This is a genomic window from Pseudomonas sp. MOIL14HWK12:I2 (genome assembly GCF_000510745.1).
Classification (GTDB): Bacteria; Pseudomonadota; Gammaproteobacteria; order Pseudomonadales; family Pseudomonadaceae; genus Chryseomonas; species Chryseomonas oryzihabitans.
Genome location: NZ_AZOA01000003.1, coordinates 302114 through 317740 on the forward strand (window position 1 = coordinate 302114; position 15627 = coordinate 317740).

Here is a 15627-nt window from a genome sequence, read left to right on the forward strand (position 1 = left end):
CGCTCACTGAACAGGCCTGCGTCGGCAGCGCTGCGGTCAGTGCCCCCCGCCGTCGGTGACGAAGTAGGTAGCCCGGTCCAGGCCGCGTGGCAACTGCTCAGGGGTTCGGTTGATCAGGCCGATGTCCTTGGCGGCATCGTAGCCCAGGCGCCGTCTGTTGCTCTCGGAGGACAGCAGGGTGGTGAGCTCCTCCGGCGCCAGCTTGAGGCAGCCCTTGTAGATCTCACTGAACTTGAGGTTCGCCCGTTCCGCATCCTCGAAGGCCTGCCTGGCCTGGTCGGGCTTCATGTAGCCGTTGACGGCGATGGACGTCGCGGCCGGATGCAGGAGAAAGGTGGACAACGGCGCGGCATAGCGATCCTCGGTCGCGCAGTAGATCAGCGTGGCGGAAGAGTCCGTCGCGGCGGCATTGATGGTGTTTAGATGCAGCGGATAGTGACGGATGAATTCGTAGGCCACATAGCCCGCCTCCAGGTCGCCACCATGGCTGTTGAGATAGAGATTGACGTTCTTGACGGCGGGGTATTTGAAAGCGATGTCGCTGAGGGCGGCCAGCAGGGAGCTGACCGCTCGATCGCTGATGCCACCGTTGAAGTACACCGAGGCGGTGTCGGCAGTGGCCGCTCCGCCCTCCCCGCGGATGACGGTCATGTCGGCCACAGCCTCCGTCACCCAGCTCGCGGCCAGCAGCGCCAGGACGACCCTGGACAGCCGTGGCGCAGGCGTCGAACGTCTCATCCCTGCTCGCTCCCTTCTCGGCATCAGGCCTGAAAAGGTAGATAGCGCGGCTTAAGGTCGGCTTAACCCGCCAGGGCGCATCGGCGTTCGGTACCCTCAGTCCTTTTTCAGCAGCCCGGCCAGTCCGGCGAAGGGATTGTGGGTGGCCTGGGCCACCTTGGGCGAGCTCAGGGAACTGTCGCTGAAATACTGCTGATCGGTGTAGCGGCTGTGCTCGTTGTCGTGGCAGTACAGGCACAGCAATTCCCAGTTGGAGCCGTCCTGGGGATTGTTGTCGTGGTTGTGGTCACGGTGGTGCACGGTCAGCTCGCTCAGGCGCTTGCCGGAGAATTCGCGGGCACAGCGACCGCAGACGTGGGGATACATCTTCAGCGCCTTGTCGCGGTAACCGCGTTCGCGCTCGCGCTGGGTCTCGGCGAGGATTCGATCCAGCTTCGAGGTATCGGTGGCCATGCTGCGTCCTGAGGGGTCGTGTCGGGAGGCTCAGTATAGCCCGCGCCTGGCCCCGCGGGTGATCAGGCACGAGTCCACTCAGGGCTTCGGCTGGGCGCCTCCCTCCTCCCCCTCGAATTCGGCGAAATACTGCTCCGCCATGGCCCGCAACGAGCGGCCGATGTTGGCGTACTCGTATTCGTTGAGGTTGGCGAGGGACACCCGGGCAGCCGGTTGCTGGGTGCCGAAGCCCTTGCCGGGGAGGAGCACGATGCTGGTCTCCCTGGCGATGCGGAACAGCAGGTCGCCACTGCTGAATTTGGCCTTCACCCAGGTGGCGAAGGCGTCGCCATGGAGCTTGCGCGCCAGGTCTTCCAGATCCAGCAGGGTGTAATAGTCGACGGCGTTGGGATCGTTCTCCGGGGCGACGCCCAGTTCGCGATAGAGGGCGGCTTCACGGCGCCGCACCAGCTTTTTCAGCTCGGTCTTGTAGCCGTCGCTTTCGTCCATCAGGGCGAACAGGGCGAACAGCACCATCTGCACCTGCTGCGGCGTGGAGAGCCCGGCCGTGTGGTTGAGCGCCACGGTGCGGCTGTCGGCGACGAGCCGATCGAGGAATTTGAGGCCGCGCACGTCCGGCAGCAGGCTGCCATAGCGGCGATCCAGGGAGGCCTTGGTCGCCTCGGGCAGTTCGGCCAGGGCCTGGTCGAAGATGCTGTCCTTGTGCGCGCCTATCACCCCCAGGCGCCAGCCGGTGGCACCGAAATACTTGGAGAAGGAATACACCAGCAGGGTGTTGCGCGGGCAGGTGGCGAACAGCGAACGGAAGTCGTCGGCGAAGGTGCCGTAGACATCGTCGGTGAGGATGAAGAGGTCTGGACGCGCCTCGGCGACGAGGCGGGCGACGGTGGCCAGGCTGCGGTCATCCATCTTCACCGAGGCCGGATTGCTGGGGTTGATGCAGAAGAAGATCTTGATCGTCGGATCGCGCAGCTTGTCGAGTTCGCTGTCCGGATACTGCCAGTTCGCCTGGGGATCGGCGTGGATGTGCACCTGCTCCAGCCCGAATTCTTCCAGCTCCGGGATCTCGATGTAGGGGGTGAAGGCCGGCATGCCGATGGCCACCTTGTCGCCCCGCTTGACCAGGCCGTTCTGCTGCAGCGAATGGAAGATGTAGGTCATGGCGGCCGTGCCACCCTCCACGGCGAAGAGGTCGACCGAGCCGGCGGGCACGTAGCCGCCGATCATCTCCTTGACGATGTAGTGGCTGACCACCTGCTCGGAGATCTTGAGCATGCGCGGCGGCACCGGGTAGTTGGCGCCGAGGATGCCTTCCACCATCTCGTGGAGAAAGGCCGAGGCCGACAGGCCCAGCTGGTCGCGCACATAGCTCAGGCTCTTGGCCAGGAACAGCACGCCGGGCTGGTCGCGGTGTTCGGCGGTATAGCGCTCGAAGCGCGCCTCGATGCCATCGATCTGCGGCAGGCCGCCGACCCCGTGAGGCATGTAGGAATAGGACAGTTCCGCCTCGCTGGTGGCGAACAGGCCGAGGCGAAAGAAGGCCCGCCGCGGCAGGGTGGCCAGGAAGTTGGGATTGCCGCGACCGGCGTTGAGCATCAGGCGGTTCTCGCTGCCCGAGGCGAGCTTGATCAGTTCGTCCTTGAGTTCGAACGGACTCAGTTTGGCGTACTGGGCGTAATCGTCTTGAACTTCGCTCATGACTTGTTTCCTTCGGTTAGGCGAAGGCCACGACCAGTGGCCCGAGCAGGGTGAGAAACACGTTGGCCAGGGCGTAGGTGACCGCGAAGGGCACCGTGGGGATCGAGTTGCCGGCCTTGTCCAGCACCTCGCCGAAGGCGGGGTTGGCACTGCGCGCTCCGGCGACGGCCCCAGCGAACAGCGCCAGGTTGCGGTAGCGCAGCACATAGCGACCGACCAGGATGGTGATGACGATGGGCACCACGCAGACCATCACCCCGATGAGGAAGATGGAGAGGCCCTGGGTGGCGATGGTCTCCACCGCCTGGCGTCCGGACTGCAGTCCCACCACCGCCACGAAGCCGGCCAGGCCAAGGTCGCGCAACAGGGTCGAGGCCGGCAACGGCAGGTTGCCGCGGGTCAGGTGGCGACTGCGATACCAGCCAAAGACCAGGCCGGCGATCAGCGCCCCGCCGCCGCTGCCCAGGGTCAGGGGGATGGCGCCCAGGCGGATCACGACCAGGCCGATGAGCAGCCCGACGGCCAGACCGAAGCCATGGAAGACGAAGTCGGTCTTGTCGCTGGGAACGATGATGGAGCCGACCTGCTGGGCGACTCTCTGAATGTCGTCCGGGGTGCCATAGAGGGTGACCAGGTCGCCTGCCTCGATGACGGTATCGGGCTCCAGCGCCAGGGGCCGCCCGGCGCGTTTCACGCCAACCACGTAGACGCCGTGGCGCAGGGCCTGGCTGGCGGCCTGGCGGATCTCGGCCACGCGGCGACCGACGAAGGTCGGGTTGTCGAGGCTGACGTCGCGCTGCACCACCACCACGTCCATGTCGGGCGAGGACTGCAACTCGGCGCCCAGGCGCGCGGCGATGGCCACCACTCCGGCGCGCCGCCCCACCACCAGCACCACGTCGCCGGCTTCCAACACCGTCGTCGGGGTCACCCCAACCAGAGCGCCGCTGCGCTTGATGCGCTCGATGGTGAGGGCCGCCTGGGGATCGCCCTGGTCGCTGACCTCCAGCTGTGCCACGGTCTGGCCGGCCGCCTGGTCGATGCGATAGAGCCGTCCCACCAGCGGCGGGATGGCGGGCAACTCCCCCGGGCCATAGACCTTAGCCCCGGCCAGCAACTCGGCCTCGGCCTGGGTCGCATCGTCGCGGATGCTGCGCCGCATGAACCAGGGCAGCACATTGACGCAGAGGATGATGGCGCCAAAGGAGCCGAAGATGTAGGTCACCGCATAGCCCACGGCGACGTTGCCCTGCAGTGCCTGGATCTGCTCCAGCGGCAAGTCGAGCTTGGCGATGGCGGCGCTGGCGGTGCCGATGATGGCGGACTGGGTCATGGAGCCGGCGGCGATCCCCGCGGCGATGCCCTTGTCGAGGCCGAACAGGCGGGCGCAGGCGATGACGGTCAGCAGGCCGCTGAGCGCCATCACCGCGGCCAGGACGATCTCGCGCAACGATTGCCGACCCAGGGAGCGAAAGAACTGCGGTCCGCTCTCGAAGCCTACGGCGTAGATGAACAGCGCGAAGAGCACCGACTTGATGCCGTTGTCGATGCTGATGCCGATCTGGCTGATGACCACCGCCACCAGCAGCGAGCCGGCAACCCCACCCAGCTGGAACTTGCCGAACTGGATGCTGCCGACCCAGTAACCGATGGCCAGGGACAGGAACAGGGCCAGTTCCGGTGCCTGATTCAAGATCTGCCGCAGGTATTCCATGGGAGCCGCCTTCGACCAGGGATTCGAGAGCGGAACGAAGTGAAGGGGGTCCGGGCTGGCCTTCGAACGGCCCGGCGAGCCACGGCTCCACCTGCTACGCCACCTTGCCCTGCAGGAAACTCCCGACAGCGAGGGCGCCCCGCCGACTATAGTCTTGTCATATGAAGACCTATGTCTGCGGGACCCAAAGAACCTAAGCACAGCATTCTAGAGCTGTCAAAAGCGCAGCCACCGCGAATCAGCGCCGCGAAGACAGACTTCGCGGGCGTGAAATCCGCTCCCCATGGCGGGGCTCGGCAGGCCACCGGCAGCCCGCCGACACTGGCCTGCCAGGAAGGTCGAGCGCGCCAGCGCCTGGCGTTCTTCGGGTGGAACTCACCTGGCACCTGTGCCCGCCATTCATCGGGTACTTCGGCGCGGTTCGTCCGGGTTTCGGCTGATCCTTTCGCCCCGGCCGCTGCCCTTGGCCGCGTCACCGGCTAGAGCTTCATGCCCACCGCCAGCCGGTTGAAGGCGTTCATCAAGGCCACGGCAAAGGTCAGGTCGGCGATTTCCGCGTCGCTGAACTGCGCCTTGAGCGGTTCGTAAGCCGCATCGGGCGCGCCCTTCTCGGCGACGGCGGTCAGGGTCTCGGCCCATTCCAGAGCCGCGCGCTCGCGGGCGTCGAACAGCTCGCTGATGCGCCAGCCGGCCAGGCGATCCAGCTTGGCCTGGCTGACGCCCTGCCCACGCAGGGTCTCGGCGTGCTTGCCCAGGCAGAAGGCGCAGCCGTTGATCTGGGAGATGCGCAGGTAGATCAGCTCCACCAGCTTTAGGCCGAGGGCGCTCTGCGCCAGGGCCTGGCCCGTGGCGATCAGACCCTGATAGGCGGCGGGCGAGAGGGTGGAAAACGGCAGTCGTAGTTGGCTCATGGCTTACTCCAGGGTCGTGGTCACAGGGTGGGCGAGATGGCGGAAGGGCACCTCGCGCGAGAGTTGTTCACGGGCGCTCGCCAGGGTGTCGGCCACCTCAGCCGGGTCGCCGACCAGGCCCTCCAGATAGCTGAAGTGCAGGTCGAACAGCCCGAGCGTGCCCAGGGCATGGCGCACGTAGGAGGTCAGGAAATCCGGCTGCCGTGCGCGTGGCCCGCGGTGATGACCGCCCGAACTGACCAGCAGATAGACCGGCCGGTCGGTCAGCAGGCCGCGCTTGCCATCGGCGGTGGACTCGAAGGTACGGCCGATGCGCAGCACGAAGTCCAGCCACAGCTTGAGCGCCGCCGGCAGGGTGAAGTTGTGCAACGGCGTATTGATCAGCAGCAGGTCACTGGCCTCCAGCTCGCCGATGAGGGTTTCGGACAGGGCGAATACCGGCGCCTCCGGGGGCGTCCGCCGGGTCAGGGCCTCGGCATAGTCGGCGCTCAGCGGTGGCAGCGGCGCGGTAGCCAGATCCCGCTCCAGTACCTGCAGGCGGGGATAGCCCTGGCGCAGGGCAGCCAGGAGTTCGCCGGCCAGCCGATGCCCGTGGGAGGCGGCCGGGCGCGGGCTGGCGTTGAGGTAGAGGACGGTCTTCATGCCGGCACCTCTCCGCTCAGGCGCTCGGCGAAATGCAGGCCACGGGCGAGCAGGCCCTGACGGAAATAGAAGCGTTGGGCCAGGGGCATATGCAGCCCGGTATCCAGGATCAGATGGGAGCAGCCGCGCTCCAGGGCCTCGCTACGGACCGCTGCCAGCAGGCGGGCCCCCAGGCCATCGCGCTGGCGAGCCGGCGCCACCACCAGATCGTCCACATAGAGGAAACGACCGTAGAGCAGATTTTCCAGTTCGCGGTAACCGGCCAGGCCGACCACCTCGCCCTCCTCCAGGGCGGCCAGCAGCCGATAACCCTGGGCCGCCTGGCGCTGAAGTTGCGCCTGGTAGCGCTCGGCGTCGGCGAGATGGGGGCGCAGAACATGCATCAGCGGCAGACTGGCCTGGCACAGGGGATGATCGGGCAGCAGTGGCTGGAAGGTCAGGGCCATGGTGAGAGTCTCCAGGAAAGATGCCGCCACTCTAGGCAGCCAATGGCCTAGGCTATAGAGCCAAGAAAGCTAAAAACGACCAGGCCATGACCCTGAACGGCGCCCTCGACAGCCGCCTTGCCCTGCCGCTCTATCGCCAGCTCTACCAGCGCTTTCGCCAGGCGCTGGACGAGGGCCAGCTGCGGCCCGGTGACCGGGTCCCGGCGGTGCGCGCCCTGGCGGCGGAGTTGAACGTGGCCCGGGGCACGGTGGAAATGGCCTACCAGCAGCTGATCGCCGAAGGCTTTCTACTGCCGCGCGGTCCGGCCGGGACCATCGTCTCGCCACAGTGGAGTCGCCCGACCGCTCCACCAGCGGCCGTACCCTCCTCGCCGACGGCCTCGGCAACCCATGCCGGCGGCGCGCCGTTGCCGCTGCAGCTGGGTCTGCCGGCGCTGGACGCCTTCCCGCGCAAGCTCTGGACGCGCCTGGCCGCGCGGCAACTGCGCAGCCAGGGACTGGAGGGTCTGGTCTATCCCGATGCCCGGGGTCACGCCGGCTTGCGCGCCGCCCTCGCCACCTACCTCGGCCTGTCCCGCGGGATCGCCTGTCGTCCGGAGCAGGTGTTCGTCTGCGCGGGCTATCGCGCCTGCCTGGATCTGATCGTGCAGACGCTGCTGGCGCCGGGTGCTGCCTGCTGGTTCGAGGAGCCCGGCTATTTCATCGCCCGCCGGGCATTGCAGGACGCCGGCCTGGAACTGGTGCCGGTTCCCGTGGACGCAGCGGGACTGGATGTCGCCGCCGGCCTCGCCCGGGCACCGACCGCCCGTTGCGCTCTGGTCACCCCCAGTCACCAGAGCCCGCTGGGCGTGTCTCTCGCCCTGCCCCGGCGGCTGGCACTGCTGGACTGGGCGGGGCGGCAGAACGCCTGGATCATCGAGGACGACTACGACAGCGAATACCGCTATCAGGGCAAGCCGCTGCCCGCGCTCAAGAGTCTGGATGACGGAGGACGGGTGCTCTACACCGGTACCTTCAGCAAGGTGCTGTTTCCCGGCCTGCGCCTCGCCTACCTGGTGGTGCCGCCCGCCCAGGTCGCCGCCTTCGGTCGCAGTGCCGATCGGTTGCACAACCACGCGCCCCTGCTGCTGCAGGGCACGGTGGCGAGCTTTCTCGAAGAAGGGCATTTCGCCCGCCATCTCAATCGCATGCGCACCCTCTACCGACAGCGCCGCCTGTGGCTGGCCGAGGCGCTGACGAGCGCACTGGGCGACGCAATGCGGATCGACCTGCAGGCCGGCGGCCTGCACCTGCTGGCACGCCTGACCCAGGGCGACGATCGCCGCTGGGCGGAGGCCGCCCAGGCCGACGGCCTGGCGGTCCAGGCCCTGTCTCGCTGGTATCTGGAGACGCCCAGTGCCCAGGGCCTGCTGCTGGGCTTCACCAATGTCGTCAGCGCGGCGGAAGCCGTAGCCCTGGCACGGCGGCTGGCTCAGCTGGCGCCCTGACCGCTCGCTGTTCGTCTCGGCCCTTCGCCCGTCCCGTCATCAGGGGCTGCCCCGAAGCGCAAAAATGTTTATTGCGTCACATAAAACTTTTTCAGGTGTGACCGTTCAAAGACCAGGCTCGGAGGCTCTAGCCTGCCACTCTTGATTGGAAACAAAGCCTTTTTCGGCACCCACTCCGCAGGGAGCGGCGCGAGCGGAGTCACCCGCGATACCTGCACTACCAGGAGCCACGCTTCCCTGCCGTCCACGCAAGACACGGATCAGTCGCGTTTCCCTCCGCTCGTTCGCTGTACTCCCAAAACGTTGCCCTCTGGGCGTGAGTCGACAACCTGGCGCGTGAGGCCTTCCCATGCTGCAACAGCTGACCATCGCGAACAAACTCAGACTCGGCTTCGGTGCCATTCTGGTCATCATCCTGGCGCTAATCCTGGCGGCCCGGCAGGGCTTCAACCAGGTCAATCTGGCGGTTCAGCAGAACATCCACTCCTACCACGTCCTGCAGGATTCGGACGCGGCCCTGCTGGCGCTGGTCAACATGGAAACCGGCATGCGCGGTTTCGCCCTGACCGGCAAGGAAGAGTTTCTCGAACCCCTGAACAGGGGTGAGCAGCGCTTCGCCGAGCAGTTGCAGGAGCTGACTCAGCTCACTCGCGACAACCCCGCCCAGCAGGCCGATCTGGCCCAGCTGGGCCAGGCCAAGCAGCAGTGGAATAGCGAGTCCGTCCAGCAGATCCTGGCGTTGCGCCGGCAGGTCAATGCCGGTACCCAGCCGCTGGATGCCCTGACCGCCCGCATCGCCACCGCCCAGGACAAGGGCAGGATGGATGGCATGCGCGAGTTGCTGGCGCAGATCAAGACCCGTGAGAACGCCTTGCTGGACGGCCGGACCCAGTCGATGGCCGACGCCAAGCAGCAGGCCATGGCGATCCTCATCAGTGGTGGCATCCTCGCCGCCCTGCTGGCGCTGGGCATCGCCTGGTCGCTGACCCGTACCATCGTGGGCCGGCTCACCCAGACCGTCGCCATCGCCCGCACCATCGCCGCCGGCCAGCTGGATTCGCCGATTCCCACTGGCGGACGCGACGAACTGGGCCAGCTGCTGGCCGCCTTCGGCCAGATGCAGGACAAGCTGCGCGGCATGATCCAGGGGATCAAGCAGGGCACCGACCAGTTGGTGGCCGCCTCCCACAGCATCTCGGCCAATTCCCAGCAGCTGGCCGCCGCTGCCCAGGAACAGTCCAGCGCCGCCTCCAGCATGGCGGCTACCGTGGAAGAGCTGACCGTGAGCATCAACCACGTTTCCGACAACGCCGGGGAAGCCCACGACCTCTCCAGCCAGTCGGGCCGACTGGCCCAGGACGGTGGCCAGACCATCCAGGCCTCGGTGGACAGCATGAGATCCATCGCCGGCACGGTGCAGTCCTCGGCCGCCCGCATCGGCGAACTGGGCGAGCATTCCGAGCGGGTCTCCTCCATCGTCAGCGTGATCAAGGGCATCGCCGACCAGACCAACCTGCTGGCGCTGAATGCCGCCATCGAGGCGGCGCGGGCCGGCGAACAGGGACGCGGCTTCGCCGTGGTGGCCGACGAGGTGCGCCAGCTGGCGCAACGCACCACCAATTCCACCCAGGAGATCGCCGCCATGATCGAGAAGATCCAGGCAGCGACCCAGGCCGCCATGAGCGACATGGAAGTGGGCGTGCGCCAGGTCAACGGTGGGGTCGACCTGGCCAATCAGGCCGGTGAAGCGGTGGTCAGTATCAACACCTCTTCGGACAAGGTGGTGCGGGTGGTAAACCAGATCTCCCTGGCCCTGCGCGAGCAGACCGCCGCCAGCCACGACGTGGCCCGTACCGTGGAGCGCCTGGCGCAGATGGCCCAGCAAAACAGCGAAGCCATCGGCGAGACGGTGCAGACCGCAGTGTCCCTCGACGCCCTGGCCAACGACCTGAATCGCCAGATCGGGCAGTTCCGCTGCTAGCGCCAGGCTCCCCCGCACCGCCTTTCCATCGATCCCGGTACCTGGCCGGGATCGCCTCGCCGAAACACCTCGCAACATTCTCTTAACGCAACGGTCACAAAGGCGTCTCCCTCAAGGCCTGCGCCCTGCATGAAAACCCCGCGTCCCGTCGATCGTCTGCCCCGCCTCAACCAGCTGCGCAATCTGAAAATGGCTCGCTCCGCCCACGCCTACGTCCGCGGCAGCACGGTGCAGTTCTACGAGTGGCTGCACAGCCAGCCCGGCCGCAACCTGCCCAATGGGCCGGCGGTATGGATCTGTGGCGACTGCCATGCCGGCAACCTGGGCCCCACCGGCGATCTGCACGGCTCCACCGACGTCAACATCCGCGACCTGGATCAGACCGTGGTCGGCAATCCAGCCCATGACCTGGTGCGCCTGGCGCTGTCGCTGGCCACGGCGGCGCGCGGCTCCGACCTGCCGGGGGTGACCACCGCGCGGATGCTCGAAGAGATGATGCGCGGCTACGAGGTGGCCTTCGAAGACGATCTCGAGCGCGAGGTCCCGCGCCCCGCCCAGGTAAAGGCCGGGATGCGCAGCGCGGTACAGCGCACCTGGAAGCACCTGGCCAAGGAGCGCATGGAAAACACCCGCCCCAAGCTGCCGCTGGGCAAGCACTTCTGGCAGCTGAGCAAGGACGAGCGCAAGGCCATCGCCGATCTGTGCGAGACGCCGGGCATCCATGCCCTGGTGACCTCGCTCAAGGGCCGCAGCCACGACAGCCGCGTCGAACTGCTGGACAGCGCCTACTGGGTCAAGGGCTGCAGCTCCCTGGGGCTGCGGCGCTACGCCGTGCTGCTGGGCGTGGACGACGGCGACGACCAGGACTACTGCCTGATCGACGTCAAGCAGGCGGTGGCCGCCGCCGCTCCGCGCGTGGCCCATGCCACCATGCCCCGCGACAACGGCAAGCGCGTGGTGGAAGGCGCCCGCCAGCTCTCCCCGGCCCTGGGCAATCGCATGCTGGCGGTGCGCATGCTGGATCACTCCTTCTTCATCCGCGAATTGCTGCCCCAGGATCTCAAGCTGGAGCTGGACGAACTCAGCGCCCGCGAAGCCATGAGCGCCGCCGCCTACCTGGCCCGCGTGGTCGGCCGCGCCCACGCCCGGCAGATGGACCTGGCCACCCGCGTCGAGTGGATGAGCGACCTGCAACGCAATCGTACCCGCACCCTGGATGCCCCCTCCTGGCTGTGGAGCAGCGTGGTGCAACTGGTAGGCGCCCACGAAATGGGTTACCTCGCCCACTGCCGCGCCTATGCGCTGGAGCATGCGCAGGACTGAGGCCGCCCTGAAACCGGTCTGGGGCTAATCGCCTTGGGCCGCGTTTTTCGCTCGCCCCTTCCCCCCACCTGCCCGGTCCAACCCGGGAGCGGCAGGCAGCGCCCACCTGCCCGCTTCATCGATCAGCTCAATCACGCATTGTGCGACCTTCAGCCTTTAACTAAAATGAGACGCTTTATCATTTAAGGCCGGCGCTCGCGCCAAGGATCTTCCATGCGCCCTGCCCTGTCTTCCGGCTCGCCCACCGTCGCCCTGGATCGGCTCTATCGCGATCATCACGGCTGGCTCAGCGGCTGGCTGCGCGGGCGGCTGGGCAACGCGCCAGATGCGGCGGACATCGCCCAGGACACCTATCTGCGCATCCTCAGCTCCGGACGGCTGCCGCTGCGTGAAGACTCGCGGCGCTATCTGGTGCAGGTGGCCAAGGGGCTGGTGATCGACCTCTGGCGACGCCAGGAGGTGGAGCGCGCCTATCGCGAAGCCATCGCCCATCTGCCTGAGGCCCAGGTGCCTTCGCCAGAGACGCACTGGCTGATCGTCGACGCCCTGCTGCGCATCGATGCCATGCTCGACGGCCTGCCCGGCCCGGTACGGGAGGCCTTTCTACTGGCGCAATTCCAGCGGTTGACCCTGGCCGAGATCGCCGTGCGGCTGGGTCTGGCGGTGATCACCGTACGCCGCTACATCCAGCGCGCCCTGGTGGCTTGCCTGGTGGCCGGCGAAGCATGAATCCTCCCGCGCCGCAGCTGCTCGAAGAAGCGGCCGAGTGGCTACTGGCGCTGAACTTCGACGACACCGACGAGGCGCAGCGCCAGGCCTTCGAGCGCTGGCGGGCGCAGAGCGAGGCCCATCGCGCGGCCTGGGCACGGGCCGAGCGGGTCATGGGTACCTTCGCCAGCGTTCCGCTGGATATCAGTCAGCAGGCGCTACGCCGCGCAGGTGACCGCGCCCTCAGCCGGCGGCGCACCCTGCGCCTGCTCACCGCCCTGCTGGTAGGGGCTCCCAGCGGCTGGCTGGCCCTGCGCACCCTGCCGCCGGATGCGCTGGGCGCCGAGCTGACGACCGCCATCGGCGAGCGGCGCTCCCTGCTGCTTGCCGACGGCAGCCAATTGGTGCTGAACAGCGACTCCGCCCTGGACGTACGCTTCGACGAAGGCATCCGCCTCCTGCACCTGCGCCGCGGCGAGGTGCTGGTGACCACCCATGCCGATCCGGTCATGCCGCGCCGGCCCTTCGTGATCGACCTGGCGCAGGGCGAGATCGAGGCCCTGGGCACCCGCTTCAGCGTGCGGTTGGAAGAGGGGTTGTGCCAGGTCGCGGTCTTCGCCCACGGCGTGGAGTTGCGTCCGCAACGGGGCGCTGCCGTGCGGCTGGCTGCCGGGCAACAGGCCTGGTTCGATGCCCGCGGCGTGCGGCGCCGCGCCCCGGTGGACGAGGATGCCAGCCTCTGGACACGCGGCATGCTGGTCGCCCACGACCGCCCGCTGGCCGAGGTGCTGGCCGAACTGGGTCGTTATCGCCCTGGCCTGCTGCGCTGCGACCCGGCCGTCGCCGGGCTGCGGGTGTCCGGTGCCCTGTCACTGGACGACACCGACCAGGCCCTGCTGGCGCTGCAACGCACCCTGCCGATCCGCATCACCCGCCGCACCCGCTACTGGGTGGCGGTGGGCGCGCCTTGAACGTCAACGACGTCGCAAAAAAAGTCCGCGCCCCCTGAGCACTTTGCCGCGCTCGTCCGGGATAGCTGCAGACACCCTCATGGGGAGCGGTGGCAGCCCGCGCCTGGTGCGCTTTAGAGGACGGCAACACGACATGGCAAAGATCCACCGGCAGCAATCCGGCACCCGAAGCTTCACCCAGCTGATCCTGGCCGTCGCCCTGCAGGGCGTACCCCTGGCCGGTACCGGACTGACCCTGCTACCCCTGCCGACCCTGGCCGCCGCGGAGGGGCGTGACTACCGGATTCCCGCGGGCCCACTGAACGCCGTGCTGGCGCGCTTCGCCGCCACGGCCGGCGTCCAGCTGGTGTTCGATCCGGCGCCGCTGGCCGGTCGCAGCAGTCCGGGGCTGCAGGGCCGCTATACCCTCGACCAGGGCTTCGAGCACCTGCTGCGTGGCAGCGGCTATCGCTGGAGCGAACGCGGTGCCGGTATCTACGCCCTGGAAGGTGGCAGCGCCGAGGCCGCCCTGGCCATGCCAGAGACCACCATCCAGGCCAGTGCCGCAGGCGGCGGCGCCGATGTCGGCTACCGGCGTCCTGTGAGCACCAGCACCACGCGCCTGGGGCTGAGCGAACGTCAGACGCCCCAGGCGATCACCACCCTGACCCGCGATCAGGTCGAGGACTTCCGCCTGCAGAGCATCAAGGAAGCCCTGCGCGCTGCCCCGTCGGTGACCGTCGAGCAGACCGAGACCGATCGTACCCAGTTCACTTCGCGCGGCTTCGACATCGACAGCTTCCAGTACGACGGCATGGGCATGCCCTTCGTCAGCACCACCCTGGTGGGTGATCAGGATCTGGCCGAATACGAACAAGTGGACGTCCTGCACGGGGCCAATGGCCTGATGAGTGGCACCGGCAACCCTTCGGCCGCGGTCAACTTCGTCCGCAAGCGGCCCACCGCCGAGTTCCAGGCCAAGCTCGGCGCCAGCGTCGGTTCTTGGGACAATCGCCGGGTGGATGCCGATGTCTCCGGCCCTCTGACCGAGACCGGCAACGTGCGCGGACGCTTCATCTACGCGCACGACAAGGGCAATTCCTGGCTGGATCGCTATGGCCATGAAAAGAACATAGCGGCCGGTCTGGTGGCCTTCGACCTCAGCGACGCCGACACCCTGACCCTGGGTTTCTCCCAGCACAACAGCGACGCCAACGGCAGCTCCTGGGGCAACCTGCCGCTGGCCGACGCGAACGGCGATCCGCTGCACTACGGCCGCCGCAGTTCCAGCATCGGTCAGAACTGGACCTACTGGAATCTGGACACCCAGCGGGTCTTCGGCGAATTCACCCACGACTTCGGCAACGGCTGGCAGGGTACCCTCACGGCGACCGGCGTGACCGAGCGGCAGAACGCCGACATGTACTACATCTTCGGCGTCAACGGCGACGACGCCACCGCCTTCGGCGACCACTCCGCCAGCAAGGCCCACCAGCTGATCGGCGAGGCCCGGCTGTCCGGTCCCTTCGAACTGTTCGGCCGCGACCACGAACTCACCCTGGGCGCCAGCTACGGCCGGACCCACCAGAAGTTGCGGGAAAAGATCCTCGCCGAGGACGGCTACTACCCCACCACCCTCTCCGGCTCCCTGGCCGGCGTTCCCGAGCCGTCGCTGCAATACACCGACGACATTGGTCATACCCAGGACTTCACCGACCGCCAGAAAAGCCTGTTCGCCGGCGCCCGCTTCAATCTGATCGACGACCTGCACTGGATCGTCGGCGCGCGGATGCTCAGCGCCGATGCCAGCGGCCTGAGCTACGGCGACGCCTACTACACCCGTGCCCATGGCGAGGTCACCCCCTACACCGGCCTGGTCTACGACCTGAGCCCGCAATGGAGCCTCTATGCCAGCTGGACCAAGATCTTCAGCCCGCAACACAGTTTCGGCCTGGATGGCCGGCTGCTCGATCCGCTGGAGGGCAAGAGCCTGGAAGCCGGGGTCAAGGGCAGCCTGTTCGACGATCGCCTGAGCCTGACCGCCGCAGTGTTCAAGACCGCGCAGCGCAACGTGGCCGCCACCTCCGTGCTCGCCGGTTCGCGCTATCTCTACGACACCACCGACTACCGCAGCCATGGTCTGGAACTGCAGGTCTCCGGCGAAGCGCTGCCCGGGCTGGACCTGCTGGCCGGCTACACCTATGTTCGCATCGACGACGCGGACGGCGAGCGGGCACGCAAATTCGTGCCCAGCCACACCCTGCGCGGCCTGGCGACCTATCGCCTGCCAGGCCTGCCCCAGGCCAAGGTCGGCGCGCGGCTGAGATGGCAGAGCGGTATCGAGAACGACAACAACAGCCGCATCCACCAGAACGCCTATGCCCTGGTGGATGTGTTGGGCAGCTACGATTTCGACGAGCACTGGAGCACCCAGCTCAACGTCAACAACCTCACCGACCGCAAATACCTGCTGTCGCTGTACAACAACGCCACCAGTGGCAACTACGGTGCGCCGCGCAACGCGACGCTGTCGGTCAGCTACAACTTCTGAGCCTGGGCAGGTGGGCGCCGAGACC

The 15627-nt window shown here is 67.3% G+C and carries 13 protein-coding genes; 6 read left to right on the forward strand and 7 right to left on the reverse strand.

What is annotated here, in order from left to right; all coding sequences use genetic code 11:
• Window positions 1–36: 36 nt before the first annotated feature.
• The 7 genes from PSK12I2_RS24330 to PSK12I2_RS0101490 all read right to left on the reverse strand — a co-directional run bounded on the left by PSK12I2_RS24330 (window position 37) and on the right by PSK12I2_RS0101490 (window position 6602).
• Window positions 37–738 carry an ATP-dependent Clp protease proteolytic subunit gene (locus PSK12I2_RS24330; RefSeq protein ID WP_074584469.1) on the reverse strand — a complete coding sequence of 234 codons (702 nt, stop codon included), beginning with the start codon at window positions 736–738 and terminating at the stop codon, window positions 37–39.
• Between the two features lie 96 nt (window positions 739–834).
• Complete coding sequence (locus PSK12I2_RS0101465; RefSeq protein ID WP_007159345.1) at window positions 835–1191, reverse strand: YajD family HNH nuclease; 357 nt, start codon at window positions 1189–1191, stop codon at window positions 835–837.
• A 78-nt stretch (window positions 1192–1269) separates the two neighbouring features.
• The gene (locus PSK12I2_RS0101470; RefSeq protein WP_027597023.1) at window positions 1270–2889 is read right to left on the reverse strand and encodes a bifunctional aspartate transaminase/aspartate 4-decarboxylase; all 1620 of its coding nucleotides are present in this window, start codon (window positions 2887–2889) and stop codon (window positions 1270–1272) included.
• Window positions 2890–2905: 16 nt separating this feature from the next.
• Window positions 2906–4603, reverse strand: a complete 1698-nt coding sequence (gene aspT, locus PSK12I2_RS0101475) for an aspartate-alanine antiporter (RefSeq protein WP_027597024.1) — start codon at window positions 4601–4603, stop codon at window positions 2906–2908.
• A 479-nt stretch (window positions 4604–5082) separates the two neighbouring features.
• Window positions 5083–5514: a carboxymuconolactone decarboxylase family protein gene (locus PSK12I2_RS0101480; protein ID WP_027597025.1), complete on the reverse strand. Its 432-nt coding sequence runs from the start codon at window positions 5512–5514 to the stop codon at window positions 5083–5085.
• Window positions 5515–5517: 3 nt separating this feature from the next.
• A complete protein-coding gene (locus PSK12I2_RS0101485) occupies window positions 5518–6156 on the reverse strand; it encodes an FMN-dependent NADH-azoreductase (protein ID WP_027597026.1) in 639 nt (212 codons plus the stop codon).
• Window positions 6153–6602 (reverse strand): GNAT family N-acetyltransferase, encoded by a 450-nt coding sequence (locus PSK12I2_RS0101490; protein ID WP_027597027.1) that lies wholly within the window; start codon window positions 6600–6602, stop codon window positions 6153–6155. Before PSK12I2_RS0101490 ends, PSK12I2_RS0101485 begins: the two co-directional genes overlap by 4 nt.
• An 86-nt stretch (window positions 6603–6688) precedes the next feature.
• Between PSK12I2_RS0101490 and PSK12I2_RS0101495 the strand changes: the two genes are divergently transcribed.
• The 6 genes from PSK12I2_RS0101495 (at window position 6689) to PSK12I2_RS0101520 (ending at window position 15602) form a co-directional block, all read left to right on the forward strand.
• The gene (locus PSK12I2_RS0101495; protein ID WP_027597028.1) at window positions 6689–8089 is read left to right on the forward strand and encodes a PLP-dependent aminotransferase family protein; all 1401 of its coding nucleotides are present in this window, start codon (window positions 6689–6691) and stop codon (window positions 8087–8089) included.
• A gap of 349 nt (window positions 8090–8438) precedes the next feature.
• Window positions 8439–10070 (forward strand): methyl-accepting chemotaxis protein, encoded by a 1632-nt coding sequence (locus tag PSK12I2_RS0101500; RefSeq protein ID WP_027597029.1) that lies wholly within the window; start codon window positions 8439–8441, stop codon window positions 10068–10070.
• 129 nt (window positions 10071–10199) lie between these two features.
• A complete protein-coding gene (locus tag PSK12I2_RS0101505; RefSeq protein ID WP_027597030.1) occupies window positions 10200–11393 on the forward strand; it encodes a DUF2252 domain-containing protein in 1194 nt (397 codons plus the stop codon).
• A 213-nt stretch (window positions 11394–11606) separates the two neighbouring features.
• Entirely contained in the window at window positions 11607–12122 is a 516-nt protein-coding gene (locus PSK12I2_RS0101510) for a sigma-70 family RNA polymerase sigma factor (RefSeq protein ID WP_027597031.1), read from the forward strand.
• Complete coding sequence (locus PSK12I2_RS0101515) at window positions 12119–13072, forward strand: FecR domain-containing protein (protein ID WP_027597032.1); 954 nt, start codon at window positions 12119–12121, stop codon at window positions 13070–13072. Before PSK12I2_RS0101510 ends, PSK12I2_RS0101515 begins: the two co-directional genes overlap by 4 nt.
• A gap of 133 nt (window positions 13073–13205) precedes the next feature.
• Window positions 13206–15602, forward strand: a complete 2397-nt coding sequence (locus PSK12I2_RS0101520) for a TonB-dependent receptor (protein ID WP_027597033.1) — start codon at window positions 13206–13208, stop codon at window positions 15600–15602.
• Window positions 15603–15627: the final 25 nt, after the last annotated feature.

Excerpts from the sequence above, each read along its gene's own strand:
- aspT (WP_027597024.1), bottom strand. The coding sequence starts at position 4,603 with ATGGAATACCTGCGGCAGATCTTGAATCAGGCACCGGAACTGGCCCTG.
- PSK12I2_RS0101510 (WP_027597031.1), top strand. The coding sequence starts at position 11,607 with ATGCGCCCTGCCCTGTCTTCCGGCTCGCCCACCGTCGCCCTGGATCGG.
- PSK12I2_RS0101515 (WP_027597032.1), top strand. The coding sequence starts at position 12,119 with ATGAATCCTCCCGCGCCGCAGCTGCTCGAAGAAGCGGCCGAGTGGCTA.
- PSK12I2_RS0101490 (WP_027597027.1), bottom strand. The coding sequence starts at position 6,602 with ATGGCCCTGACCTTCCAGCCACTGCTGCCCGATCATCCCCTGTGCCAG.
- PSK12I2_RS0101485 (WP_027597026.1), bottom strand. The coding sequence starts at position 6,156 with ATGAAGACCGTCCTCTACCTCAACGCCAGCCCGCGCCCGGCCGCCTCC.
- PSK12I2_RS0101465 (WP_007159345.1), bottom strand. The coding sequence starts at position 1,191 with ATGGCCACCGATACCTCGAAGCTGGATCGAATCCTCGCCGAGACCCAG.
- PSK12I2_RS24330 (WP_074584469.1), bottom strand. The coding sequence starts at position 738 with ATGAGACGTTCGACGCCTGCGCCACGGCTGTCCAGGGTCGTCCTGGCG.
- PSK12I2_RS0101500 (WP_027597029.1), top strand. The coding sequence starts at position 8,439 with ATGCTGCAACAGCTGACCATCGCGAACAAACTCAGACTCGGCTTCGGT.
- PSK12I2_RS0101495 (WP_027597028.1), top strand. The coding sequence starts at position 6,689 with ATGACCCTGAACGGCGCCCTCGACAGCCGCCTTGCCCTGCCGCTCTAT.
- PSK12I2_RS0101505 (WP_027597030.1), top strand. The coding sequence starts at position 10,200 with ATGAAAACCCCGCGTCCCGTCGATCGTCTGCCCCGCCTCAACCAGCTG.
- PSK12I2_RS0101470 (WP_027597023.1), bottom strand. The coding sequence starts at position 2,889 with ATGAGCGAAGTTCAAGACGATTACGCCCAGTACGCCAAACTGAGTCCG.
- PSK12I2_RS0101480 (WP_027597025.1), bottom strand. The coding sequence starts at position 5,514 with ATGAGCCAACTACGACTGCCGTTTTCCACCCTCTCGCCCGCCGCCTAT.
- PSK12I2_RS0101520 (WP_027597033.1), top strand. The coding sequence starts at position 13,206 with ATGGCAAAGATCCACCGGCAGCAATCCGGCACCCGAAGCTTCACCCAG.